A 25000-nucleotide genomic window follows, 5' to 3' on the forward strand; every position below is an offset into this window, starting at 1 on the left:
GCCGTGCGGCGGCCGGAGCGTGCCATGGATCAGGACTGTGCCTGGGCAATCCAGGCGTCGATGCGCTGTTCCAGCAGCGGCAGCGGCACCACCCCGGTGGTCAGCACCACGTTGTGGAACTGGCGCAGGTCGAACTTGCTGCCCAGTGCTGCCTCGGCCTTGTCACGCAGGCGGATGATCTCCAGCTTGCCGATCATGTAGGCGGTGGCCTGGCCGGGATTGACCACGTAGCGGTCCACTTCCGAGGGCGGGATGCCGTAATCGATGGCCTGCTGGCGGGTCCAGCGCTTGGCATGCAGGCCGGTATCGACCACCAGCCGGCGGGCCCGGAACAGGGCCGCATCCAGCTGGCCGAGCAGGCCTTCGACGTCGCCTTCGTACCAGCCATCATCGGCGGCCAGCTGCTCGGCATACAGCGCCCAGCCTTCGCTGAAGGCGGCGGTGCCGCCGAAGGCACGTACCTGGCGGAAGCGCGGGATCTGGCGGTTTTCCACGGCCAGCGCCAGTTGGTAGTGATGGCCGGGAACGGCTTCGTGGTAGGTCAGGGTGCGCAGGCCGAAGTTGGTCAGCCGCTCCGGGCGCAGCGGCATCTGGAACACGCCCGGGCGTGAGCCGTCCAGCGGTGGCGGGGTGTAGCTGGCCGCCGCTGCCGCCCAGCGATAGCGCGGGTAGGGCTGGGCCACCACCGGTGTCCTGGGCAGCAGGTCAAAGAACCTGGCCGCGCGGCTGTCGGCATCGGCCATGTAGCGGTTGATGTCGGCCATGATCGCGGCATGGCCGGCATCGGTATCCGGGTAGGCCAGGTCCTGCTTCAACTGCGCTATGCGCGCGTTGACGCTGCCCTCGCTGCGCCCGAGCTGGCGCAGCAGGCGGTCCATCTGGGCCTGGATTGTCTCCACCTCGCGCAGGCCGATGGCGTGGATTTCTTCGGCGATCAACGTGGTCGAGGTGAAGTTCTTCAGCTGGGCGGCGTAGTAATCGGCACCGCCTTCCAGGCGCCAGACCCCGGCGTCGCTGTTGCTCAGCGGGCGCTGGCGCTGCAGTTCGGCGATGGCGCGCTGCCAGGCCGGGTAGACCGCATCGCGCACCAGGGCGGTGGCTGTTTCCACTGCGGCAGCGTGCTGGCCCTGGGCCAGGCCGTCGATGCGGGCGCCACGTTCGGCCAGGGTGGTCACCAGCGGGTTGTCGCCGGCGGCCGGTGCGATGAACTGCTGCATCTGCGCCAGCGTGGCATCGATGATGAAATCCGGGGGCAGCACGCCGTTGTCGGCCATTGCCCGCGCTTGCGCGGTGGCCTGGTCCATGTGCACCGGCAGCAGTGCCAGCCGCGCCAGGTAGCTGTCCAGGTTGTCGGCGCTGGCCAGCGGATGGATCACCGTCAGCAGGTTGGGCAGGGATACATTGGCCCCGCTCATCTGCTGCAGCGGAAAGCGCAGGTGCTCATGCCGGGCGCTGTCCACCACCTGCTGCAACTGCTGCTGCATCAACTGCACCGATAGCTGCCGCCCCTCGTCCAGAGCGGCCCGGTCCAGCGCCTGCACTGCCTGCAGGCCCTCCCTGGCCAGGGCGACCCGGGCGTGGCGGCTGGCGGCATCGCGGCCGGTAATCTGCCGGTCCAGCAGGGCCTGTTGCGGGCCGCTGAAATAGTTGCTGGCGGTGGCGGCATTCGGGTCGGCCGCCATCCAGCGGTCAGTGAAGCCGGCAAACAGCGCATCGGCCGCCTGGTTGGCGGTTTCGCCCATCGTGCTGCCGGTGCCGGGCGTGACACCGGTGGCAGGGGTGGTTGCACCGGCGCAGGGCAGGGCCAAGGCCAGCAGCAGGCTGCAGGCCAGCAAGGAGGTGCGTGGCGCGATCGACATGTGGGCTCACCGGCGTTGATGGGGGTTGCCCATCGTGGCGGCTGGGAGGGCGCCCGGGCATGGGCCGCAGGTCATGCAACGGCGCAAGGCTGGGAAAGGGCCGTTTTCGCTGCCGTCTGCCTGCTGCCCCAACGATTGGCACTGATCCTGGGGGACAATGCTGGTTACAACAGGACCATCATCGTGCCGGCAGCCATGCCGGCGCCCACTACCGCAAGGAGTTTTCGCTTGAACAAGACCCTGCTCAGCCTGGCAACCGGCCTGGCGCTGGCCGTTTCCGGTCCGCTGGCCGCCCATGACACCACCCGCGACTGCCTGGACGATGCCTGCACCGTCACCAGCCTGTTTGCTGCCGATGACCAGGGCGGCGCCAGCGCCGGTGGCCCGATCGCCGCCCAGCGCATGGGCAGCTGGGGCATCGATACCGCCGGCATGGACACCAGCGTCAAGCCGGGCGATGACTTCTTCGGCTATGTCAGCGGCAACTGGGCTGCCAACACCCCGATCCCGGCCGACAAGTCCTCCTACGGCGCCTTCATGATCCTGCGTGACCTGTCCGAGGCCCGTGTCCACCAGCAGCTGGAGGGTTATGCGCTGGGCAACCCGGCCACCGACGGCGATGCGGCCAAGATTGCCGCGCTGTACCGTGGCTTCCTGGACGAGGCGGCCATCGAGGCGGCCGGCGCCACCCCGCTGGCGCCGTCGCTGACTGCGATCCGCGCTGCCGGCGACAAGACTGCCATTGCCGAGTTGATGGGCAAGCGCAATACCTCCTTCGGCGTGACCCTGTTCGGCGTGTCGGTGTCCGATGACCAGCGCGATCCGGACCGCTACACCCTGTACATGGGCCAGTCCGGCCTGGGCCTGGGTGACCGCGCGATGTACCTGGACGAGAAGTTCGCCCCGCAGCGCGAGCGCTACCTGGCCTACATCACCCAGATGCTGGAGCTTGGCGGCTGGTCGGAGCCGGCGGCCAATGCTGCCCGTGTGCTGGCCTTTGAAACCCAGATCGCCAACGCCCACTGGACCCGCGCCGAAAGCCGCAACCGCGACAAGACCTACAACCCGGTGACCCGCGCCGAGCTGGCTGCACAGGCCCCGGGTTTTGACTGGGATGTGTTCTTCACTGCGGCCGGCGTCGGCCAGGCGCAGCGCGTGGTGCTGCGCCAGGCCTCGGCCATCCCGGCGATGGCGCAGGTCTTTGCCGCCACCGACCTGGATACCCTGAAGGCCTGGCAGGCCTTCCACGCCATTGACGATGCCGCTCCGCTGCTGTCCAAGGCCTTTGTCGATGCCGAGTTCGAGTTCCGTTCGCGCTTCCTGGCCGGCCAGCCCGAGCCCAAGCCGCGCTGGAAGAATGCCGTCGGTCATGCCGAAGGCATCATGGGCGAGGCGATCGGCCGTGATTACGTCAAGCTGTACTTCCCGGCCGATGCCAAGGCCAAGATGGATGCGCTGGTGGCCAACGTGAAGGTGGCCATGGGCGAGCGGCTGAAGCAGCTGGAGTGGATGAGTCCGGCCACCCGTGCCGAGGCCGCCACCAAGCTGGCCGGCTTCGGCCTGAAGATCGGCCACCCGGATGTCTGGCGTGACTACAGCGCGCTGGAAGTGCGCAATGGCGATGTGGTCGGCAACACCCTGCGCGCCCGCGCCTTCGAGTGGGATTACCGCCGCGCCCGCCTCGGCCAGCAGGTCGACAAGGCCGAGTGGGGCATGACCCCGCAGACGGTCAACGCCTACTACAACTCGGTCAAGAACGAGATCGTGTTCCCGGCCGCGATCCTGCAGCCGCCATTCTTCGACCCGGATGCCGATCCGGCGGTCAACTACGGTGGCATCGGCGGGGTGATCGGCCACGAGATCATCCACGGCTTCGATGACCAGGGCCGCAAGTCCGATGGCCAGGGCTACCTGCGTGACTGGTGGACGGCCGAGGATGCGGCCAAGTTCGAGGCCCAGGCCGCCAGGCTGGGGGCGCAGTACGAAGCCTTCGAGTTCCCGCAGCTGCCGGGCATGCGCATCAATGCGCGGGTGGCGATGGGCGAGAACATTGGTGACCTCGGTGGCCTGACCATCGCGCTGGAAGCGTACCGCCGTTCGCTGGGCGGCCAGCCGGCCCCGGTGATCGACGGTTTCAGCGGCGAACAGCGCTTCTTCATGGGCTGGGCCCAGGTCTGGCGCACGCTGTGGCGTGACGAGGCGCTGCGTCAGCAGCTGGTCAACGGCACCCACTCGCCGGGCCATATCCGCGCGTTTGCCCCGCTGCGCAACATTGATGGCTGGTATGACGCCTTCGACATCAAGCAGGGCGATGCGCTGTATATCGCACCGGCAGAGCGCGTGCGGATCTGGTAACCGGCTGCCGCCAGCCAGATGAACAAGACCCCGGTCATTGACCGGGGTTTTGTTTTGCGCCGCTGGGGGATCGGCAATCCAGTGGCCAGCGGTGGCTGCGGCGTGCACGCCAGCGCCCGGTTCTGGCGGCTGAAGGCCCTGCTGCTGCGCGCTCGTCGCCGCTGTGCGCGGGGATGGCCGGCAGCGGCGCCCGGCGCGCTGCCGGCGCAGGTAGGGTCAACTTGGAAACGGCTCAGTATCGGGTGGTTACCATGGCGTGATGAATTCCCCCAAGCCTCGCCTGTGGACGCCCAGCTTCGCGCTGGCCTGCGCAGCCAACTTCCTGCTCGGCATGTCGTTCTATGTGCTGATGCCGACTTTGCCATTCCACCTGATGGCGCAGCTGCAGGTGGATGAGGCGGTGGCCGGCGGCATCCTGGCCAGTTATGTGATTGCCGCGCTGCTGGTGCGCCCGTTCTCCGGCTTCATCGTCGAGCGCATTGATGCCAAGCATGCGTATCTGGCGGCGCTGGCGGCGTACGTGCTGTGTACGGCCGGTTACCTGCTGGCGGCCTCGGTGCTGGCCTTTGTGTTCGTGCGCATGGGCATCGGCCTGACCTTTGCAATCCTGTCCACTGCCTCCAATACCCAGGCCATCGACATCATCCCCAGCCAGCGCCGCGGCGAAGGCATCGGCTACTTCGGCCTGATGAGCTCGCTGGCGATGGCCATGGGGCCGATGGCCGGCCTGTGGCTGATGGACCATTTCCCGTTTGCGCTGATCTTTGATGCCGCCATCGCCTCCGGTGTCGGTGGCCTGGTCATTGCCAGCTTCGTGCGTTCGCCGACCAAATCACGGGTGGTGCACTCGGCGGTGCTGTCGCTGGACCGCTTCCTGCTGGTGCGGGCAATCCCGTTGGCCTGCAACCTGGCGGTGATCGGTCTGGCTTACGGCATGCTGCTGGCGTTTGCCGCGGTCTATGGCCGCCAGGTCGGCGCGCAGAGCACCGGCTTGTTTTTCACCCTGATGGCGATCGGGATGATGGCCGCGCGCGCCTTTTCCGGGCGCCTGGTCGATGGCGGCAAGGTGGTGGCGGTGATCAATGGCGGTACCCTGGCGATCGTGGCGGGCCTGGCAGTGATGGTGATCTTCCCCGGGGCGGGCAGCTTCTATCTGACCGGTGTATTCATCGGCGCCGGCTTTGGCGTGGTCTATCCGGCCTACCAGACCCTGATCGTCAACCTGGGCAGCAACGCCCAGCGTGGCACCGCAGTGGCGACCTATTTCACCGCGCTGGATGTCGGCATCAGCCTGGGCATGGTGCTGGCCGGGGTGGTGGCTGCCCGGTTGGGAATGGCCGCAGCGTTCGCCAGTGGCAGTGCGCTGGTGCTGGTGGCCGGTGCCGCGTTTGCTTTTTTCTTTGCCCGCCGGCTGCCGGCCAGCGCGCACTAGTCATTCAAGTTTTGCCGATGCCGGCCGATCACAAGGCGCATAGGCAAAGGAGCGCTCCATGGCGATAGTGGTGGCAGGGACAATCTTGGTGCTGGTCCTGGTCGCAGTGCTGGTCTGCATGCGCCGGCAGCGGCCAGGGCCGGAGTGCTCCCGGGTGGTGGTCAATCCGCTCAGTGCCCCCCCCGCAGCAGGAGCAGGCCCAGGCCCTGGTCGCCGCCCTGGCACAGAGCGACACCGCCCTGCTGTGGTCGGCCCTGGACAGCGCGGACAGCCCGCTTCCTCCGCCCCCCGTGGTTGAAGGGCCGGGGGTGGCACAGGCACGGGCCCGCCTGCAGGCCGGTGCGCTTTCCGGCCAGGCATTGCCGCGGCGCCCGCAGCTGCTGCCGCAGCTGATGATGGCGCTCAATGACCCGGCCAGCACCGCGAGCAAGCTGGCCGGGATCATCGGCCAGGACCCGGTGCTGGCCGCCACCCTGATGCGCATTGCCAACAGTGCCGCGCACCGGCGCCGGCTGCAGCCGCTGGAAAGCCTGGAGCGGGTCGTGGTCAAGGTCGGGCACGAGGGCCTGGAGCGTTTGCTGTCCTCGGCCCTGGTCCAGCCGGTGCTGGCGCTGGAAGAGCGTGAGCTGCGCGGGTTTGCCTCGATCCTGTGGCGGCATGGCCGGCTGGCCAGTGCCGCCGCCGCCGACCACGCGCGGATTGTCGAACGCATCGATCCGCTGCCGCTGCAGCTGGGCTCGCTGCTGCCGGCGCTGTCGTGCCTGTTGGTGCTGCGTGCGTTGCCGGCGCTGGCCGACCAGCCGCTGGATGCCGGTGAGCGGCTGCAGTTGCTGCTGGCCAGCCAGTACCGGGTAGCAGCAGAGATTTCACGGCGCTGGGAGTTGCCCGAGACCCTGGCCCAGGCCCTGGAGGGAACGCCCGGGCAGACCCACGGTGCGCTGCAGTTTGGCCGGCGCATGGCCTGGGCATGGATGCAGGTCGAGGACGGGGTGCTGGACCAGGACCAGGCCCGTCAGGCGCTGTCGGCGCTGGCCAGCCCGCATGCGGTGGACTGGGTGTGGCAGCGCCTGCGCATCATACAGGACAACAGCTGACCCCGCCCGGCGTCAGCGCCAGGCAGGAAGCCGCCTGCGCTCATTGCGCTGCGCGCAGCACCGCTGCCATCGGGCAGGCGCCGTTCACAGCTGCGATTCGATCGGCAGCAGGCCCAGCAACCAGACCCAGCCGCGTAGCCACCAGCGGGTGTCGGGTTCGTGCGCGTGCAGGTGGCCATCGCCGTCGCGCCACTGCAGCCGGCCCTGCTGGTCCAGCCCGAGGCGGTAACTGCGATCGGACGCGGCCAGCCAGGCAAACTCCTGCTGCAGGCGTTGGCCCAGGACCGGGTCATCAAAGACCACGCCCATTTCGGTATTGACCGTGGCCGAGCGCGGATCCAGGTTGAATGAGCCGACAAAACCGCGCCGGCCATCGACCAGGTAGGCCTTGGTGTGCAGGCTGGCCGCGCTGGAGCCAAACGGCACGGCGATACCGGCGCGGCGACCGCGCCGCTTCAGTTCAAAGACCTGCACTCCGGCCTCGACCAGCGGCTGGCGGTAGCGTTTCCATCCGCTGTGCACTGCAGCCACGTCGGTGGCGCCCAGCGAGTTGGTGACCAGCTCGATGGCAATGCCCTGGCGGCGCATCGCGATCAGCGCCTGGTTGCCGTCCTGGCCGGGGACGAAATAGGGCGAGATCAACTGCATGCGTTCGGCGGCACTGCCGAGGTTGGCGATGATCCGCGTGACCAGCCAGTCCTGGCGCGGGCTGTTGCGGTGCTTGAGCGGTGGATCGGCCACTACCGCGATGCTGGCACTCCACTGCAGGCGGTGGCTCTGGCGTACCGCCGGCAGCGTGATCCGCTGCCGGACCCGGGCCAGGTACGGTGCCGCCTGGCTGAGGCGGCTTTCCCTTTCCAGCCTGAGCAGCAGCCGGTCCAGTTCGGCCTGGCTCTGCGGATTCAGGGCATCGATCGGTACCACCGCCTGGCTGTTCCAGTACTGGTCGAAAATGGTGCTGGCCTGGTTCACCGCCGGACCCAGCAGCATCAGGTCCAGGTCACGGAAGTTGACATCATCGCGGGCATTGAAATATTCCGCGCCGATATTGCGGCCACCGATGATCGCCACCTGGTTGTCGGCGATCCACGCCTTGTTGTGCATGCGTTGGTTGATCGAGAACACCCGCTGCAGCATTTCCAGCAGGCGCCAGAAGCCGCCGCGGTTGCGGATCGGGTTGTACAGGCGGACGTCGATGTTGGGATGGGCCGCGATCGCCAGCATGTGCGGGTCCAGGCCATGGGCATTGAGGTCATCCAGCAGCAGCCGCACGCGTACCCCGCGCTGGGCGGCCTGGTAGAGCTGGTCGGCGAGCAGATGGCCGGGGATATCGTCTTTCCAGATGTAATACATCACATCCAGGCTGCGACCGGCCCGTTGCGAGATCGCGCTGCGGGCGGCGAAGGCATCCAGGCCATCACTGAGCCAGAGCACCCCGGTCTGCCCCGGATGGGCGGTGAGCAACGGTGCGGCCTCGCGGTCCAGCGGCGTGGCCGGGCCGCTGGCCGGCAGCGTCCATGAGGGAGCACCGCTGGCGGCGGGGGTCAGATGGTCGGCCAGCAGCCAGCCACTGCCCACCAGCGCCACCAGCAGCAGCGGAAGGATCCAGGCAAGACGGCGCAGGCGGGCTTTGCTCATGCGCTGGATGGTAGACCGGGTGGTGGGCGTCGGCGAGGGGCAGCATGGCTGGTTTCCTTGCCCTGCCCAAGTTGGCATCATTTACCGATGAAACCTTTTCTGCAGTCCCCGGCCGTGCGCATGGGGCTTTCCATTTCCGTGGCCACGGGGCTGTATGGGTTGTCCTTCGGTGCGCTGTCGGTGGCGGCCGGGCTGGATTTCTGGCAAACCATGGGCTTGAGCCTGCTGATGTACACCGGTGGCTCGCAGTTTGCCTTTGTCGGCGTCCTGGCCGGTGGCGGTGCGCCGGCCTCGGCGGTCGGCGCGGCCAGCCTGCTGGGGGTACGCAATGCCATTTACGGCATGCAGCTCAATGCGCTGCTGCGTCCACGCGGCTGGCTCAAGCCGGTGGCCGCGCAGCTGACCATCGATGAGTCCACCGCCACGGCCAGCGCGCAGACCACGCCGGAGGAGCAGCAGCGCGGTTTCTGGACCGCTGCCATTGGTGTGTTCATTGTCTGGAACGTGTGCACCGCGCTGGGCGCCTGGGCGGGCAATGCCCTGGGGGACCCACGCCAGTTCGGCCTGGACGGTGCGGCGGTGGCAGCGTTTCTGGCCCTGCTGTGGCCACGCCTGCGCCAGCGTGATGCCCGCGCCATTGCGGTGTGCTGCGCACTGGTGACGCTGCTGGCGGTGCCGGTGGTCGCGCCGGGCCTGCCGATCCTGTTGGCCGCGCTGGTGGCCATTGGCTGGGGCTGGCTGCGCAGGGAGGGCCGCTGATGGACGGTCTGTGGGCCTGGTTGCTGCTGGGCGGGGTGCTGGCGTTTGCGACCAAGCTGGCCGGTTACCTGGTGCCGGCACGCTGGCTGGAAAGGCCGGCTGTGGCCGCAGCGGCCGGACGCCTGACCATTGGCCTGCTGGCCGCGCTGACGGTGATGAACACCTTTGCCCATGGCCAGCAACTGGCCTTCGATGCGCGGGTCGGCGCCCTGCTGGTGGCCGCGCTGGCGCTGTGGGCGCGGTTGCCGTTCCTGGCCGTGGTGGTGCTGGGGGCCGCGGCCGCCGCCGTTTTGCGCTGGGCTGGCTGGGGCTGAGGCCGGACGGCGCAGCTGCCGCCCAGGCTGGAGGCGTGCGGCGTCAGAAACGGGCGTCGCTGGGCAGGTAATGCCACTGCAACGGCGGCAGCTTGGACAGGCCGATACGGCCAATGCGCAGCCGGCGCAATGCAACCACCTTCAGCCCGGCCGCGGTGCAGGCGGTGATCAGGGCTGCGCTGTCAAAGCCCTTGCCGGCCACGCGCAGGCGCTGTTCGCTCTGCCAGCTGATCTTGGTGGCCGGGCCGGTGCGCAGGGAGGCCAGCACCTTGCCCTGGGTCCAGGTATCACGCGGGCCGGTGACATCGACCTCGAATTCATTTTCCAGCTGGCGGGCGTTCTCGCGCAGGTGGCTGATCATGCGTCCGTCCTGGCTGACCACCACCAGGCCATTGGCGATGTAAGGCAATGGCATGGCGATCTGCATCTGGTGGAAGTGGCGCTGCAGCAGGCGCACGCCACTGCTGTCATCACTGCGCTGGGTGGCCGGGGTAATCAAGGCCAGGATCTGCCCCGGGTCCATGCCCGAAGGCTTGTTGAAGATCATCGTGGCCTGTTCGATGGCATCAGTGCGGGCGCCTTCCAGCAGTTCCACCTGCTCGGTGGTGACCGGGGTCTGCGGCTGCTCCACCACCACACCGTCCACTTTGACCCAGCCATTTTCGATGTACTGGCGGGCCTGGCCGCGCGAGCAATCGAACAGTTCAACCAGGCGTTTGTCCAGGCGGACGGCTTCAGGGGACATGAGAGGTTTCCAGACGACGACCGGCAAGTTTAGTGCGCCAGGGCGCAGGATGCGCGCCGCGCCGGCGGCGGCATCAACCCTGCAGATGGGTCAGGTACAGCCGCAGGTCAAATTCCAGTTGGTGGTAATCGCTGCTGATATGCCGGCACAGGGCGTAGAAGGCCTTGTTGTGGTCGGCTTCGCGCATATGGGCCAGTTCATGGGCGGCGATCATTTCCAGGAACGGCGCCGGCGCATCGCGGAACACGCTGGCGATGCGGATTTCGCGGCTGGCCTTGAGCTTGCCGCCGTGGTTGCGCGAGATGGTGGTGTGGGTGCCCAGCGCCTGCTTCACCACCTGCAGTTTGCTGTCATAGACCACCTTGGCCAGTGGCGGGGCCGAGCGCAGGTAGCGGTTCTTCATTTCCTGCACATAGTCATAGAGCTGGCTGTCATTGCGTACCGCATGGCCCTGCGCGTACTTGTTGCCCAGGTACTCGCCCAGGCGGTCGGCCTCGATCAGGGCGCGCACCTGTGCCAGCACATGCGGCGGGTAACCGTTGAGGTATTTCAGGGCAGGGGCGGACATCGGGCGTGTTCAAGCGCAGCTGGCAGGCGGCTGGCTATCATAGGCGCCTGATTTGTGGAGGACAGCATCGTGGCCAAGGCCAATGCATTGCAGGCCCAGCTGCTCAAGGCTGGGCTGGTGAAAAAATCGCAGGTCTCGCAGGTGGCCAACCAGCAGGCCAAGGCACGCGTGGACAAGCACGACCCCAAGGCCGCAGCGATTGCTGCCGAGGCTGAATTGGCGCGTATCGAGGCGGAAAAGGCCCGGCTGGAAAAGGTCGAGCGTGACCGTCAGATCGCCGCCGAGCGCAACGCCGAACGTCGCGCCAATGAGTTGCGCGCCCAGGCCCGGCAGATCATTGCCGATAAAAAGGTCCTGGCCAAGGGCGAGGCCGAATACCGTTTCAACGATGGCGAGGTGATCCGCACGCTGCTGTTGACCGAGGCCGTGCGCAAGCAGGTGATCGATGCGGCGCTGGTGATTGTCCGTGACGGGGAAGGCTATTGCCTGCTGCCGCGGGTGGCTGCGGTGCAGGTGCGCGAGCGTGCGCCGGAGCTGATCGTGCTGGACAACGCCGGCCGCGACTATGTCGAACCGTCCACCGGCAATGCCGAGGACGATGCCTACTACGCCCAGTTCCAGGTGCCGGACGATCTGGTCTGGTAAGCAGGTACTGCGGTTGTATAAGGCCCGGCCGATCCCTGCGATAGGGCCGGGCTCTCGATTGGTTTTTGCGATCAATCAGATCCAAACAAACAAATTCACATCGAAACCGGCTATCGCGATGCTGGCGCCTCCCATATGGAGACCCTTTCATCATGAAGCTTCGCTCTTCGCTTCTTGCGCTGGCTGTTGCCGGCTCGCTGATCGCCACCGCCGCCAACGCCGGCAACCTGACCCGCGACAATGGCGCGTTGGTCGGCGACAACCAGAACTCGCAGACGGCGGGCGCCAACGGCCCGGTGCTGCTGCAGGACGTCCACCTGATCCAGAAGCTGCAGCGCTTTGACCGCGAGCGCATCCCCGAGCGCGTGGTCCACGCCCGCGGTACCGGCGCCTATGGCGTGTTCACCGCTTCGGAAGACCTGTCCGAGCTGACCCAGGCCTCGCTGTTCACCGCCGGCAAGCAGACCCCGGTGTTCGTGCGCTTCTCCTCGGTGGTGCACGGCAACCACAGCCCGGAAACCCTGCGTGACCCGCGCGGCTTTGCGGTCAAGTTCTACACCGAGCAGGGCAACTGGGACCTGGTCGGCAACAACTTCCCGACCTTCTTCATCCGTGATGCGATCAAGTTCCCCGACATGGTCCACGCCTTCAAGCCGGACCCGGACAAGAACTACGGCACCGACAAGACCCTGTTCGACTTCTTCCAGCATGTGCCGGAAGCCACCCGCACCCTGACCCTGCTGTTCTCCAACGAGGGCACCCCGGCCAGCTACCGCGAGATGGACGGCTCCTCGGTCCACGCCTACAAGCTGGTCGATGCCAACGGTCAGTTCCGCTATGTGAAGTTCAGCTGGAAGAGCCAGCAGGGCGTGCGCAACCACGACCCGAAGCAGGCCGCCGAGGTCCAGGGCCGCGACTTCAACCACATGTCGCGTGACCTGATCGAAGCCATCAATGCCGGCAACTTCCCCAAGTGGGATTTGTACCTGCAGGTGCTGGAGGCCGACCAGCTGGCCAGCTTCGAGTTCGATCCGCTCGATGCCACCAAGATCTGGCCGGAAGACCTGGTGCCCTCGCGCAAGATCGGCACCATGGAGCTGAACCGCAACCCGGCCAACATCTTCCAGGAGACCGAGCAGGTCGCCATGGCCCCGGCCAACACCATCCCGGGCATCGAGCCGAGCGAAGACCGCCTGCTGCAGGGCCGTCTGTTCTCCTATTCCGACACCCAGATGTACCGGCTGGGCGCCAACCACCAGCAGCTGCCGGTGAACCGCCCGCGGGTGGAGGTCAATTCCAACAACTCCGATGGCGCGATGAACGTCGGTGCCCGCAGCGGTGAAGTGAACTACGAACCCAGCACCATGACCCCGCGTCCGGAGGCCGTGGCTGCCCGCTACAGCAACCTGCCGCTGGAAGGTGTCACCCAGCAGCGCAAGATCGCCCGCGAGCAGAACTTCAAGCAGGCCGGCGAGTTGTTCCGTTCCTACAACCGCAAGATGCAGCAGGACCTGATCAACTCGCTGGGCGGTGCCCTGGCCGGTGCTGAAGATGCGGCCAAGCACACCATGCTGTCCTACTTCTACAAGGCTGATGCCGCCTACGGCGAAGGCCTGACCCGGGTTGCCAAGGGCGACATCGCCCGCGTGCGCGCGCTGGCTGCCAAGCTGGCTGATTGAGCGGTACTTGCCGGGCGGCCTTGAGCCGCCCGGTATCTGGCTGGCGCGGCCTCGCGGCCGCCCGGCTTTTTGAGTGGTGCGGCATCGGCCGCCTGCTTTCCACCGGCTGCGGCCACATGCCGCCCGGTCCCCCTTTCGATGACTGGAGCGTGCGATGCGACGTTTTACTGCACTCTGCCTGGCGCTGCTGCTGGGCCTGGCCGGCACTGGCGCACAGGCCGCTGCTGCCGGTTACGCAGTTGCCCCTGCCGACATCAAGAGCCAGCTGGATGCTTACCTGTTCGATGCCGCCCGTCGCGGTGACACCGCGATGCTGGCCGAGTTCATCCGCAGTGGTTATGACCTCGATCGTGCCGATGGCAAGGGCTATACCGCGTTGATCCTGGCTGCCTACAACGGGCGCAAGGACGCGGTGAGCCAGCTGCTGGCCGCCGGTGCCAACCCATGTGCCGAAGACAGGCGCGGCAACACCGCGCTGCTGGGCGCGATCTTCAAGGGCGAGGTGGTGATTGCCCGCCAGTTGATGGCCGCCGATTGTGCGCCCAACCAGCGCAACCATGCCGGGCAGACCCCGGCCATGTATGCCGCCCTGTTCCAGCGTGCGGAAATCCTGGAAGACCTGCGTCGGCGCGGTGCCGACATGCAGGCCCGCGATGCGGCCGGCAACAGCGTGCAGTCCCTGGCCCGCGGTGAGTTCGCCCCGCAGCGTTGAGCCGCATCGGGCGGGGGTAAACAAACAACGGCACCGTGTGGTGCCGTTGTCTGTCTGTATGGCAACCGGTTCAGGCCATCGAGCGGACCGGGTTGGCCTGGGCCTCCTGCTGCTGGCCCAGCCCGTGCTGCTGTAACTGCGACTGCGATGGATTCTGGGACTGCGCCAGCAGCTGTGCGCTGCTGTGTTCCAGCGGGGTGTGCATCGCGGTGGTGGTTTCCACCGCCACCCGCAGGTGGGCAGGATCGTGCGGGTTGCCCTGCACGGCAAAGGTACGGCTGGCGTCGTTGCTGAGCAGCACCGTATCGATGCGCTGGCCACCGGCGGCATGCATCTGCGTGGCCAGGCTGCCGGCCAGCTGGTCGCTCATCACATCGGAGCTGCGGCCGATCCTTGCATCCTGCGCCTGCACCCCGCGTTGGGCCTGGAAAAACAGGCTGCTGCCGGGGTGGGCCGGGTCGCTCATCAGCAGGCTGGTCTGGTTCTCGGCAGGGGCTGGCTGGCGCAGGCCGGCACCGGGGGCGACCGGGCCGCGCAGGCTGTCGATGGTATCGAGTACCCGGCCCGGCAGGCCGCGCGAACCTTCGGTGATGTCCTTGCGGATATCGCCGACCTTGTCGCGGTATTCCTCGATCATCCCGGCATTCTCGCGTGCCAGGGCCCGGCTCTGCGGGCGATCGAGTACCGAGTCGGGGCCGGCGAACTGGCTCATCTGGTGCGAGCCCAGCGAACGCGCAGCACCCAGCACGGCCGAGTCGGGCATCAGGGCCTGGGCCCAGCCGGCATTGCGGAAGCCGGACTGGTAGAGGGTGTCGATTTCCTTCTGGGTGGCATACAGCTGGACCTGGCCGTAGTGTGGCGAGGCGGCGCTGACCGCATCGGCAGCCATGGCGTGGTTGATCACCTTGCTGCCGCCTTCGGGGATGCGCTGGTTCAGGCTGACCGCACCGTAGGCATTGAAGGTTTCCCCCTTGAGGTCGAAGCGGTGCGCGGTGACCTGGGCCAGGGTGCCACCCAGCGAATGGCCGGTGACGCTGACCTCCGGTGTGCGGCCTTCTTCCTGGCCGATCCGGCGTGCATAGCCCAGTGCGCGTTCGGTCAGCGCCACCGCATCGGGTACCTGCAGGTTGTTGCGGGTGAGCACCATGCCGGCATCGGCCAGCACCCCGTCCTTGAAGATCTGCTCGGTACCGCGGTGGGCGACGATGATCTGGCCGTCCTGCTGGCTGCGGTAGATCGTGCCCTGGTAGCCGGTGCGCGGGTTGTCGGCGTGTTCGAGGATGCTGTAGTTGACGCCCTGGATGGTGACCGGCTTCTCATGCCCGGCCAGCTGGGTGCCGACCCTGCGGTCGGTGTAGGCATCGTTGGCCAGGGCGGCGTAGACGTGGCTGTTGGGCATCAGTTGTCCACCTTGTTGGCCTGCAGGGTGGCGCTGAACAGCTGATCGCGCAGCGTGGCAACGTAACTGCCGGCATCGGCCTTGCCGGGCTGGCCGTAATCGTCGATCTCGGCCACACGCGGATAGTCCGTGGCCGGGTAGAGACGGGTCACCGTCTGGCCTTCGGCAATGGCCCGGGCATCGATGAAGGCGGTGAAACGGGTTTCCCCGGCCGCGCCGGTGGCCTTGAGCAGGGTGCCGGCACCACTGAATTGCCACTGGCAGACGCCGCGGCCGTAGTAGTCCTCATCCAGCATCAGGTCCAGATAGACCCGGCCGCGGTACTGGCCCGGGCCGACCTGCTCCAGCGCCACCGGCTGCTGGTGGGTGATGCGCTCGGCGGCGCCGGTCAGCGGATTGACATGCCCGCACTGGTCTTCATTGACCACGTCGTACTGTGCCACGCCTTCGACCTGGGCGAACGGGCCGGGGACATCGGCCAGGGTCAGCAGCAGCTCATAGGCCTGACGGGGGGCAGGGTTGAGGGCGGCCCGGCCCTGTGCCGGGCTGGGGCCATCAGTGGGTTGGGGGGACATTGCGGCGGTCATGGCGTTCTCCGGGGTGCAGGCAGCCAGCAGAAGCGGCAATGCGCAAAGCAGTGAGGTAACCCGCATTGGTGTGCAATCCTTGGCTGTGTAGGTGACTTTGGGCAGTGCCCGGCAGGTCAGGTGACCGCCGCCGGGACAGCGCCATCACGCTAGCATGCAGCCATTGCGGGGTGACCGCAGCGGAGTGTGCTCTGGTGCACGGATTGCTGGATTGCCGGTGCTTTGGGCGGGCGTCAGTACCGCCGGCACGCGGCAGGCTGTTTGCTGGCCGGGCGATGACGTGGTATCGATCCTGGCCTGGGCCAGACAGTGGAGGAGGCCGCGATGGCAACCGGATGGGCCGGCGATGACGCCGTACAGCAGCAGATTGATGCCACTGTCGAGGACGCGGTGCAGCGTGCCCGCCGCCGCTTGGCCACCGGCCCCGGACGTGAGACCTGTGAAGAATGTGAGGCGCCGATTCCGCTGGCCCGGCAGCAGGCGGTGCCGGGCGTGCGCCTGTGTGTGGCCTGCCAGGAGGCCGCCGATGCCGAGGAGCAGGCCCACGCCGGCTACAACCGGCGTGGCAGCAAGGACAGCCAGCTGCGTTGAGCCCCTGCCGTAGCCGGCAACCTCGGCGCCGTTGCCGGCCCGGTGGCGGTTGCCCGGCCGGCCTGCTCAGGCAATCGATTCGACGATGCCACCGTCCACGCGCAGTGCAGCGCCGGTGGTGGCACTGGCCTGTGGCGAGGCGACATACACACTCATCGCGGCCACTTCTTCCGGGGTGGCAAAGCGGCCGAGCAGGCCGGAGGGACGGTTTTCCTGCAGGAAGCGCTGCTCCATCTGCTCGATACCGATACCGCGCTCGGCGGCCATTGCGGCCATCATCGCCATCGCACCTTCGGTGCGGGTCGGCCCCGGCAGGATGGTGTTGACGGTGACCCCGCTGCCGGCCAGCACCTTGGCCAGCCCGCGCGCGAGCCCCTGCATGGCCGCCTTGCTGACCCCGTAGTGGACCATTTCGGCCGGGATGTTCAATGCCGATTCGCTGGAGATGAACTGGATCCGGCCCCAGCCGCGCTGCTGCATGCCGCGGGCATAGTGGCGGGCCAGGCGCACGCCGCTGAGCAGGTTGACCTCCATCATGGTCTGCCACTGGGCATCGTCGATCTCGAAGAACGGCACCGCGCCGTAGATGCCCAGGTTGTTGACCAGGATGTCGACCTCCGGGCGCGCGGCAATCAGCGTGGCGGCGCCCTCGGCCGTACCGGGATCGGCAACCACACCGGTGGCCGGCGGCGGACCGGGCTGTTGATTGATCTGCTGCAACGCCGCTTCCACGCTCTGCGCGCTGCGCCCGCTGATGGTGACCGTTGCCCCGGCCTGACGCAGGCCAACGGCGATTGCCAGGCCAATGCCCTTGGTGGCGGCGGTGACCAGGGCGGTACGGTTATCCAGATTGATCTGCATCGGGGGGACTCCAGTGGGGGGGTGATACCCAACACAATGCGGGCGTTAGCTGCACAGCCAAGGCAGGCCCGGCGGATGCACTGTTCCAGCCACAGCCACAGCCACAGCCACAGCCACAGCGACAGCGACAGCGACAGCGACAGCGACAGCGACAGCGACAGCCGCGCAGGGCCGGGTACGGCGCAGGACGTGGCAGCAGGCGGGCAGGCAGTGGACGTTGACGGCTGCCAGGCAGGCAGACGCCTTATCCACCCCGGGTGTGGATGTGGCCGCAACAAACATGTGGATAACCTGCATCTTCCCTACTGCAGCAAGGCTTTGTGCTGGCAGGTGAAAGTTTCGCCAGCGCAGAGCAGCAGCGTGCAGGGTTTTCCACAGGCGATGTGCGTGGCGGCTGGTGGATCTTGTGGATATCCTCGAATATTTCTTTTGTAACAATGGCTTGTATGGCGTGGTGAAGTTTTGGTCAGGCCCGCGGACAGGTCCTGCAGCGCCGGCCCTGGCCAGATCATGTGCTTGTCCACTGTCGATGTGGATGCTGGATGCACAATGTTGTGGATATGTCGGAATAGTCTTTCAAAAACAGTGGCTTGTGTTGAACGGTGAAAAAAACGCCAGGGAAATGCACTCCGCCTTGCCGGGTTTTCCACAGCCGGTGTGGGTGGGTCGGGGAAGAGTGTGTGGGTAAGTCATTAATATTCAATACAAACAATAGCTTGCATTGAATGGTGAATAATTGGCCAAGGCGGTGTGGGCGGCTGCCGGGCAGAAAAAAACCGGCATCAGCCGATGCCGGTTTCCTGCTGGGCGGTGGGTGATGGCCGCGGTTACAGGCCCAGCTCGCTGCGGCCCTGGCGCAGGACGATGTCCACCGGAATGCCGGCCTTCTCGATCCGTGCCAGGTCGGCGGCCAGGTCGGTGCCGATCTGGCCATGGCTGTCCAGCAGTGCCTGGGCACCGGCGCGGTCGCCGTCGCCCTGCAGCATCAGGATGCGGGCAGACAGGTCGTTGACCGCCTTTTCCATCCTGTCAAAGTCCACCGCGTAGTGACCTTGCTCATCGCGGCTGAAGGCGCCGGCCTGGGCCAGGTAGTTGAAGGCCACCATGTTGGCCTGGCCGTGGGCCGAGGACGCACCGAAGCGCACCGAGCGGAAAATGCCGGCCAGGAAGGTGACGTAGTTGTCCATCCGTTTGGTCTTGTCCAGCTCCCCCATGTCACCCAGTGCGCTGATCATGTACAGGCCCAGGATGTCGGCCTTGCCTTCCTCGTAGGCGCTGTACAGCTCGCCCAGCGCTTGGCGTACCGTGCCCTGGCCGTCCAGGGTGTTCTTGATGCCCAGACCGTGGGCCACCTCGTGGAACATCACGTTCTCGAAGAAGGCATCGAAGGTGACGTGCTGCATCTGCGCCGGCGCGATCAGCTCGGCGGCAATGGTGGCCATGATGGTGTCGAACTTGGCGCGCATGCTGTTTTCCAGCTGCAGGCGGCGCGAACCCTTGGCCAGCTGCACCTGCTCGTCGTTGGGCAGGTTGATGGCGATGGTCTTGGCCCCGGCATTGGCATCGCCGCCGTAGTAGACGGCGAAGTAGGCGTTCAGATCGGCATCGGTGCCGGGCATCTCGGCCTTGTATTTTGCATCGACCGGCAGGCCGCGCTGCAGGGCCGGCAGGTGCTGGGCGAAACGGGCCAGCTTCTGGCTCCAGGCGATGTCCTTGACCAGCACGAAGGCCTCGAACGCGGTCTTGGTGCCGAACAGACGGTCCTGGTAGCTCTCGATCGGGCCGATCACCACATCGATCGGGCTGTCCTTCATGTCCATCCAGGCCATGTCGCTGGCCTGGTAATCATCGGACAGCAGAGCATCGGCACGCAGCCGCAGGTAGTGCGCGAAGCTGGGTGTACTGGCCACGCCGGCGGCCTGGCGCAGCAGTGCGGCGACCTGCTCCAGCTCGGCCTTGTAGGCCACCGAGTAGGGTACGACCACCAGCTTGCCGGCGTCGTCGCGGCGCAGCAGGGTGTACTGGCTGTCCTTGCCCGGCAGCTCGGCCGCAGCGAATTCTTCCCGCGTCATGTCGGCCGGATAGAAGCCGGCACCGGCCGGACGCTGCCCGATGCCGTCCACAAACGGCTTGTCGCCATCGAGCAGGTCCCAGGGGCCGTAGTTGATGTCGATGTAACGGGCAGTGGCCGGGTCGTTGGTCCTGGCCAGCAGGTCCTGACGATCGCCCCAGACCTGCTGCCAGAACAGGCCATCGATGATCTGGCCGGCATCGATCAGCAGGCCCACGGCCTGGCGGTCGCCTTCGGACAGGTGGGACAGGTCGGCGCTCAGGGTGACTTCGGCATAGCGGGCAACGCGCTCGGCCATGGCAGTGTTCTCGGCAGCAGTGGAAGCGGGAGGCGTTGCGGCTGGCGTGGCAGCCGGCTGGCAGGCGGTCAGACAGCCCAGGCCGAGGGCCAGGGCCAGGGAAAGCGGGCGCAGGGTCATGGTGGTGGTCTGCTGTGGATGTGTGGCCATCCTACGCCCCGGCGGCAGGCCGGTGGCAGCCAACCGATGGCACAACGCCCGGGCAATCCGGGCGTTGTGGGGGGGTATCCAGTGGGGCAGCTCAGCGGTGCGCTGCCGGCATCGATGCCCGGTAACGGGTCACCAGTACGGTGGCCATGACCGCACCCAGAACCGCAAGTGCCCCGCCGGCCACCCCGATCCACTGCATGCCCCGCTGCAGCGCGACCTGGCTGCCGAGCAGGGCGCCAGCGCCGATGCCGATGTTGAACAACGCCGAGAACAGCGACATCGCCACGTCGGTGGCATCGGAAGCCAGATGCAGCACCTTGGCCTGCATGTCCAGCGCGAACATGATCATCGCAATGCCCCAGATTGTCGCCACGGCGCACAGCACGGCTGGATGGGCCAGTGCCGGCAGCAGCGCCAGCAGGCAGCTGGCGATGCCGGCAATGCCCACCACCAGGAAACCACGCGGGTAGCGTGGGCCCAGGCGCGAGAACAGTACGCTGCCAATGATGCCCGCGCCGCCGTAGAGCAGCAGCACGCCAGTAGTCAGGCCGCTGGCATGGCCACCGATCTGCTGCACGAATGGCTCGATATAGGTGTAGACGGTGAACAGCGCGGTGACCACCACGATCAGCAGGGCGTAGAGCAGCATCAGCGGTGCACGGCGCATCAAGACCGGCAGGCTGGCCAGCGAACCGGTATTGACGCTGGGCAGCGCCGGCAGCAGCCGGGCCAGGATCAGCATCACCAGCAGCGCAACAGCGCCGATGCCGGCAAAGGTCATGCGCCAGCCCAGCGCCTCGCCGACCACCCGTCCCAGCGGGATGCCCAGCACCATCGCCAGCGAGGTGCCGGTGGCCAGCAGGCCCAGTGCCTTGGCCTGGCCACCGTCCGGGGCCACGCGCACCGCCAGCGCGGCGGTGATTGACCAGAACACCGCATGGGCCAGGGCAATGCCAATGCGGCTGGCCATCAGCAGCGGCCAGCTCCAGGCCACGGCCGAAACGGCATGGCTGGCGCAGAACAGCACGAACACGGCCAGCAGCAGCCTGCGGCGGTCGATGTGGCGGGTGGCCAGCATCAGCGGCAACGAGGTCAGCGCCACCATCCAGGCGTAGAGGGTCAGCATCAGCCCGGTGTGCTCCACCGGCATGCCGAAGCTGGCACCGATGTCGCCGAGCAGGGCGACCGGGGCGAACTCGGTGGTGTTGAAGATGAAGGCGGCCAGGGCCAGGGCAATCACCGCCGCCCAGCGCTGGCGATCGGTGGGGCCGGGCACGGCCGATGCCGGCGCAGTGGCCGGCGGACAAGCTTTGGAACAGGACATCAGGAGAGCAACTGCAACGCCGCCAGGCGGCAAGAACCGCCATTTTCCCACAGTGATGGCGGCAGCCCGCCGGTGCGGGTATGACCGGGATTGCGGCGTTTGTGGGCGCGCCTGCGCGTGCTGCCGGTCAGGGGTTCGTGCCATACCGCTGCGGCCTGTGCGCCGGCCGGCAGCGGCGCTGCCAGACGCCATCGCCGCTGCCTTCCGTGCCCGCCTCCGCTGCTGCCAGCCGTTTGGCCAGATACGTGCGTTGGGCTAGATTGGGCGACTGGACAAGACCTAAGGAGATGGGTTTGAAGACGTGGATGCAGGCTGTGGCAATGGTGACGGTGCTGGGTGGTTGTACCGTGGTGTCGCCAGACGTGGGGCAGGAAGCGGTGCTGGTGGACCGGCCGTGGATTTTCGGCAAGGGCGGCGTGCGCCTGGATGATGTGCGCAAGACCGGGCGTTCCTACACCTGGTTGTCCACCGAGAAGATCTATGTCGATACCACGCCGCAGACGATCAAGGTGGCCTTCAATGACTACTCGTCCTCGGACAACATCCTGCTCGACTTTGAAACCGCCATCCAGTACCGGATCACCAACAGCCCGCGCCTGCTCAGCACCAAGGGCGTGAACTGGTTCGAGAACAACATCCGCTCGCAGTACTCGGCCATCGTGCGCGACCAGGTCAAGCGGCATGACATGACCAGCATGATGAGCCGGCCGGAAACCGCTGCCGCCATCGATGCGGCGGTGACTGAAGCCATCCGCGCCGAGGTCAAGGAGCAGGCGATCGACGTGGAGATCATCAACATCACCCTGGGCCGGGCCCAGCCCAACCCGAATGTGCTGGAACAGATGAACCTCACCGCGGCCCAGCAGCAGCGGGTCAAGACGCTCAAGGAAGCGACCCTGGCCGAAGAGCAGCGCAAGCTGGAACAGGAAGCGGTGGCCGCGGCCGACAATGCCTACCGCAACCAGATGGGCCTGAGCCCGCAGCAGTACCTGGCCCGCCAGGTGGCCGAGATCAATGCCCAGGCCTGTGCCCAGGCCAAGGCGTGCTACATCGTGCCCAGCGGCACGGCGATCGTCGCCCAGCCGTAAACAACAACGCCCGGGGCGCGGATGCCGGCCCCGGGCGCGCTGGGGGCGTGCCGTGGTTCAGCCGCCGGCCTGCCAGCGGCCGCCAGCCGCGGCACACGAACCCGGCAGCTGCGCCAGGTCGGTGCGCTGGTAGTAGAACGCATCCATGCCCGAATTCATGAAGTTGCGGCAGCTGCCCTGGGCCGGGGTCGGGCAGCGGTTGCTGTATTCAATCTTCGCCGGGGCATTGCCGGTCTGGTTCAGGCCGTTGGCCAGGCCCTGGCAGGCCTGCTGGAATTCGGCCACCGACAGGCTGCCGTTGGACTGCATGCAGTCGCGGATGTCCTCGGTATGCCCGGCGATGGTGACCCTGCCGCTCAGAGTGCAGGCCTGCACCGGGCCGCCGCTGCCACGCCTGGCCGGCTGCTGGGCCAGTTGACGGCGGACGTGGGCAGCGGGGTCGAAGTTGGCCGGGTCGTCCAGCTCATCGCTGTCGTCCAGATCGTCCAGGCCGGCCTCCTCGCCATCATCGGCGGGGAGCGAGGGTGTGGCCATGGCGGTACTGCTGGCCTGCACGAGGGTGCTGGTGGCGGCATTGGTGTCCTGGCTGGCGGTACAGGCGGCCAGCAACACGAGGACGGAAAGCGGGGCAAGGGCGTGGCGCAGCAAAACGGTCGGCATCGGTCGGCCTCCATGGCAACAGGCCCGCAGGGTGGCAACCCGGATGCGGGCCTGTCAAAACCTCAGGCCTTGATCTGTGAACGCTGTTACGGATCGTTGGCCGCCACCGGTGCGGCACTGCCACCACCGGCAGAGGCCGCCGCCGGCGTGCTGCTGCTGTCCGCGGCCGGCGCAGGTGCTGCCTGCGGTTCGCTGCCGGGGCGCCAGCGGCGCAGCGCGCGCTGGAAGAACAGCGAATTGGGAATCTGCACGTAGTTGCCGCCGCCATGCGCGCCACCGGCTTCTTCCAGCGTGGAATAGATCAGGTTGACGTCGATCACGCGGCCGCGAAAACCCGGTTTTTCGCCGTTTTCGACAATCTCGATCATGTCGCCCAGACGGAACGGGCGCGTGGTGAAGATCAGCAGGGTGCAGAAGATGTTGGACAGCACGCTCCAGGCGGCAAAGAACGCCACCGCACCGACCGCGGCAAAACCGGTGAACGCCGTCCACAGCACCGTGGCCGATACCCCCAGCGCATCGAGCACCGCCAGCAGGGCGCCGACCCAGATCAGGAAATTGCTCAGGCGCTTGGCTGCCAGTTCCATCGAAGCCGGGAAGGTGTAGGCACGTCCCAGCCGCGACAGCAGCCGGCGGGCGATGAAGCGCAGCAGCCAGGCCAGCAGCAGGATCAGCACCACCTCCGCGGCGGTCTGGATCTGACCGGCCCAGCCCTGCAGCCAGTCGGGCAGTGTGCGGGCAATCATGGGCGCTCCTCCGGTGGGGTGATCAGGGCATCGAGGGTAGCGGCAAGCTGGCCATCGTGCGGCTCCGGGCTTACCCCGAGCAGGTGCGCCAGCAGCGGATAGACATCCACATTGTCGATCCCGGCGATGCGGTGGCCGCGCTTGAAGGCCGGGCCATGGACGATGAACGGCGAGTGCATCGCTTGAAGCTGGTTGTCATAACCATGTTCGCCCTGCAGGGCGTGGCCCTTGCGCTGGAACGCATCGCGGGTGGTCAGCTGCCACCCCGGGGCGGCCATGCAGTGGTAGCGCGGCACGCGCCGGTGTTTGCCATAGGCAAAGCGTGCCGGGATCTGCTCGCGGGTCATGCACTCAAAGTACAGGTGCTTGCCCAGCAGGGCATCGGCCTGGGCCTGGCCACCGGGCAGCGCATCGAAGGCGGCATAGGCGCCGGTCCAGATCGGGTCGATCAGGCTGGCGTCCAGGTGGTCGTCCAGGTACAGCACCTTGTCATCACCGGTGGCCAGCATGCCGTGGTCGGAAGCGATGACCAGGTTGACCGTGTCATCAAGCCGGCGTGCGCGCAGGCCGGCCAGCAGGCGGCCCAGCGCGGTATCGACCTCGACCAGGGCGCGGTCGAGCTGCGCCGAGTCCGGGCCATGGCGGTGGCCGGCGGTATCGACGCTGTCGAAGTACAGGGTGATGAAGTGCGGGCGCTGGTCGGCCGGCAGGTCCAGCCAGGCCAGGACGTTGTCCACCCGCTGGGTGGCGTCGACACTGATGTCGAACGGGTACCAGAACTCCGGATGCCGCCCGTGCACCGGGGCCTCGGAACCGACCCAGAACATCGCTGCCGAACGTCCACCCGCTTCACTGACCGTGGTCCACAGCGGTTTGCCGTCATTCCACCAGCGTGCATCGCCGGTGGTGGCGCGGTCGAACATCGAAAAGCGTGTCTCCGGGATGGTCGGGTCACGCATGAAGTTGGCCACCACCCCGTGCCTGTCCGGACGCAGGCCGGTCACCAGGGTGTAGTGGTTGGGGAAGGTGATCGACGGGTAGGACGGACGCAGGAACCCGGCGCGGGTGCCGTGCTCGGCCAGGTACTGCAGGGTCGGGGTCAATCCGCGCTCGGTGTAGTCGTTGCGCATGCCATCGATGGACACCAGCAGCAGCGGGTTGTGCGCCTGGCGCGGCATCACCGCGGTCACACCGGTGTGCGTGGATGCGGCCGCTGGCCTGGCGGACACACTGGCATGGGAGCCGGCGGTGCTGCAGCCCAGGCACAGCAGGGTGCTGCCCAGCAGGGCAAGGAAAAAACGGGGTTTCATGCAGACAGTACCGACAGCGGGGAACGGGGAATTGTCCCCGTACAGCCCCGTGCTGGCCAGTCATGCCGCAGGCGGGCGGATCGGCGTGCGTCTGGTCGTCCGCCGGCCGTACCGG

General features: G+C 67.1%; 22 protein-coding genes. 10 read left to right on the forward strand and 12 right to left on the reverse strand.

Features of this window, described 5'->3' with window-relative positions; all coding sequences use genetic code 11:
* Nucleotides 1-29 precede the first annotated feature (29 nt).
* Entirely contained in the window at nt 30-1859 is a 1830-nt protein-coding gene (locus tag ABB25_RS03005; protein ID WP_083488075.1) for a DUF885 domain-containing protein, read from the reverse strand.
* 228 nt (nt 1860-2087) lie between these two features.
* On the opposite strand from ABB25_RS03005, the gene ABB25_RS03010 reads away from it, so the two are divergent.
* The 3 genes from ABB25_RS03010 (at nt 2088) to ABB25_RS03020 (ending at nt 6740) form a co-directional block, all read left to right on the forward strand.
* On the forward strand, nt 2088-4214 hold the full coding sequence (locus ABB25_RS03010) for a M13 family metallopeptidase (RefSeq protein WP_244477737.1): 2127 nt from the start codon (nt 2088-2090) through the stop codon (nt 4212-4214).
* A 259-nt stretch (nt 4215-4473) separates the two neighbouring features.
* Entirely contained in the window at nt 4474-5646 is a 1173-nt protein-coding gene (locus tag ABB25_RS03015) for an MFS transporter (RefSeq protein ID WP_057663534.1), read from the forward strand.
* 173 nt (nt 5647-5819) lie between these two features.
* Nucleotides 5820-6740 carry an HDOD domain-containing protein gene (locus tag ABB25_RS03020; RefSeq protein WP_057663535.1) on the forward strand — a complete coding sequence of 307 codons (921 nt, stop codon included), beginning with the start codon at nt 5820-5822 and terminating at the stop codon, nt 6738-6740.
* A gap of 84 nt (nt 6741-6824) precedes the next feature.
* On the opposite strand, the gene ABB25_RS03025 is transcribed toward ABB25_RS03020, so the two are convergent.
* The gene (locus ABB25_RS03025; RefSeq protein WP_057663539.1) at nt 6825-8378 is read right to left on the reverse strand and encodes a phospholipase D family protein; all 1554 of its coding nucleotides are present in this window, start codon (nt 8376-8378) and stop codon (nt 6825-6827) included.
* 87 nt (nt 8379-8465) lie between these two features.
* Here ABB25_RS03025 and ABB25_RS03030 point away from each other — a divergent pair, with 87 nt between their 5' ends.
* Both ABB25_RS03030 and ABB25_RS03035 read left to right on the forward strand, forming a co-directional pair.
* Complete coding sequence (locus ABB25_RS03030) at nt 8466-9137, forward strand: AzlC family ABC transporter permease (protein ID WP_057663542.1); 672 nt, start codon at nt 8466-8468, stop codon at nt 9135-9137.
* A complete protein-coding gene (locus ABB25_RS03035; protein ID WP_057663546.1) occupies nt 9137-9451 on the forward strand; it encodes an AzlD domain-containing protein in 315 nt (104 codons plus the stop codon). The genes ABB25_RS03030 and ABB25_RS03035 overlap by 1 nt, the downstream gene beginning before the upstream one ends.
* A 43-nt stretch (nt 9452-9494) precedes the next feature.
* On the opposite strand, the gene ABB25_RS03040 is transcribed toward ABB25_RS03035, so the two are convergent.
* Complete coding sequence (locus tag ABB25_RS03040) at nt 9495-10196, reverse strand: RNA pseudouridine synthase (protein ID WP_057663549.1); 702 nt, start codon at nt 10194-10196, stop codon at nt 9495-9497.
* Between the two features lie 73 nt (nt 10197-10269).
* A complete protein-coding gene (locus ABB25_RS03045) occupies nt 10270-10764 on the reverse strand; it encodes a M48 family metallopeptidase (protein ID WP_057663551.1) in 495 nt (164 codons plus the stop codon).
* Between the two features lie 69 nt (nt 10765-10833).
* On the opposite strand from ABB25_RS03045, the gene ABB25_RS03050 reads away from it, so the two are divergent.
* The 3 genes from ABB25_RS03050 (at nt 10834) to ABB25_RS03060 (ending at nt 13800) form a co-directional block, all read left to right on the forward strand.
* Nucleotides 10834-11409: a DUF2058 domain-containing protein gene (locus tag ABB25_RS03050; RefSeq protein ID WP_057664435.1), complete on the forward strand. Its 576-nt coding sequence runs from the start codon at nt 10834-10836 to the stop codon at nt 11407-11409.
* Nucleotides 11410-11561: 152 nt separating this feature from the next.
* A complete protein-coding gene (locus ABB25_RS03055) occupies nt 11562-13088 on the forward strand; it encodes a catalase (protein ID WP_057663555.1) in 1527 nt (508 codons plus the stop codon).
* 154 nt (nt 13089-13242) lie between these two features.
* Nucleotides 13243-13800, forward strand: coding sequence for an ankyrin repeat domain-containing protein (locus tag ABB25_RS03060; protein ID WP_057663558.1), 558 nt, complete (start codon nt 13243-13245; stop codon nt 13798-13800).
* 70 nt (nt 13801-13870) lie between these two features.
* On the opposite strand, the gene ABB25_RS03065 is transcribed toward ABB25_RS03060, so the two are convergent.
* Both ABB25_RS03065 and ABB25_RS03070 read right to left on the reverse strand, forming a co-directional pair.
* A complete protein-coding gene (locus tag ABB25_RS03065; RefSeq protein WP_057664437.1) occupies nt 13871-15202 on the reverse strand; it encodes an XVIPCD domain-containing protein in 1332 nt (443 codons plus the stop codon).
* Nucleotides 15199-15786, reverse strand: coding sequence for a hypothetical protein (locus ABB25_RS03070; protein WP_244477738.1), 588 nt, complete (start codon nt 15784-15786; stop codon nt 15199-15201). The genes ABB25_RS03065 and ABB25_RS03070 overlap by 4 nt, the downstream gene beginning before the upstream one ends.
* Nucleotides 15787-16110: 324 nt before the next feature.
* On the opposite strand from ABB25_RS03070, the gene ABB25_RS03075 reads away from it, so the two are divergent.
* Nucleotides 16111-16377: a DksA/TraR family C4-type zinc finger protein gene (locus ABB25_RS03075; RefSeq protein ID WP_057663564.1), complete on the forward strand. Its 267-nt coding sequence runs from the start codon at nt 16111-16113 to the stop codon at nt 16375-16377.
* A gap of 66 nt (nt 16378-16443) precedes the next feature.
* Here ABB25_RS03075 and ABB25_RS03080 read toward each other — a convergent pair whose 3' ends face one another.
* The 3 genes from ABB25_RS03080 to ABB25_RS03090 all read right to left on the reverse strand — a co-directional run bounded on the left by ABB25_RS03080 (nt 16444) and on the right by ABB25_RS03090 (nt 21033).
* Nucleotides 16444-17238: an SDR family NAD(P)-dependent oxidoreductase gene (locus tag ABB25_RS03080; protein ID WP_057663567.1), complete on the reverse strand. Its 795-nt coding sequence runs from the start codon at nt 17236-17238 to the stop codon at nt 16444-16446.
* 827 nt (nt 17239-18065) lie between these two features.
* Nucleotides 18066-19757, reverse strand: coding sequence for a dipeptidyl-peptidase 3 family protein (locus ABB25_RS03085; protein ID WP_211259279.1), 1692 nt, complete (start codon nt 19755-19757; stop codon nt 18066-18068).
* Nucleotides 19758-19848: 91 nt separating this feature from the next.
* Entirely contained in the window at nt 19849-21033 is a 1185-nt protein-coding gene (locus tag ABB25_RS03090) for a sugar transporter (protein WP_057663570.1), read from the reverse strand.
* Between the two features lie 353 nt (nt 21034-21386).
* Between ABB25_RS03090 and ABB25_RS03095 the strand changes: the two genes are divergently transcribed.
* Nucleotides 21387-22169, forward strand: a complete 783-nt coding sequence (locus tag ABB25_RS03095; RefSeq protein ID WP_057663573.1) for an SPFH domain-containing protein — start codon at nt 21387-21389, stop codon at nt 22167-22169.
* 57 nt (nt 22170-22226) lie between these two features.
* On the opposite strand, the gene ABB25_RS03100 is transcribed toward ABB25_RS03095, so the two are convergent.
* The 3 genes from ABB25_RS03100 to ABB25_RS03110 all read right to left on the reverse strand — a co-directional run bounded on the left by ABB25_RS03100 (nt 22227) and on the right by ABB25_RS03110 (nt 24885).
* Complete coding sequence (locus ABB25_RS03100; protein WP_057663576.1) at nt 22227-22829, reverse strand: hypothetical protein; 603 nt, start codon at nt 22827-22829, stop codon at nt 22227-22229.
* Nucleotides 22830-22915: 86 nt separating this feature from the next.
* Entirely contained in the window at nt 22916-23575 is a 660-nt protein-coding gene (locus ABB25_RS03105) for a mechanosensitive ion channel domain-containing protein (protein ID WP_083488077.1), read from the reverse strand.
* Nucleotides 23572-24885 carry an alkaline phosphatase family protein gene (locus tag ABB25_RS03110; RefSeq protein WP_057663578.1) on the reverse strand — a complete coding sequence of 438 codons (1314 nt, stop codon included), beginning with the start codon at nt 24883-24885 and terminating at the stop codon, nt 23572-23574. The genes ABB25_RS03105 and ABB25_RS03110 overlap by 4 nt, the downstream gene beginning before the upstream one ends.
* Nucleotides 24886-25000: the final 115 nt, after the last annotated feature.

Source organism: Stenotrophomonas koreensis, assembly GCF_001431525.1.
Classification (GTDB): domain Bacteria; phylum Pseudomonadota; class Gammaproteobacteria; order Xanthomonadales; family Xanthomonadaceae; genus Stenotrophomonas; species Stenotrophomonas koreensis.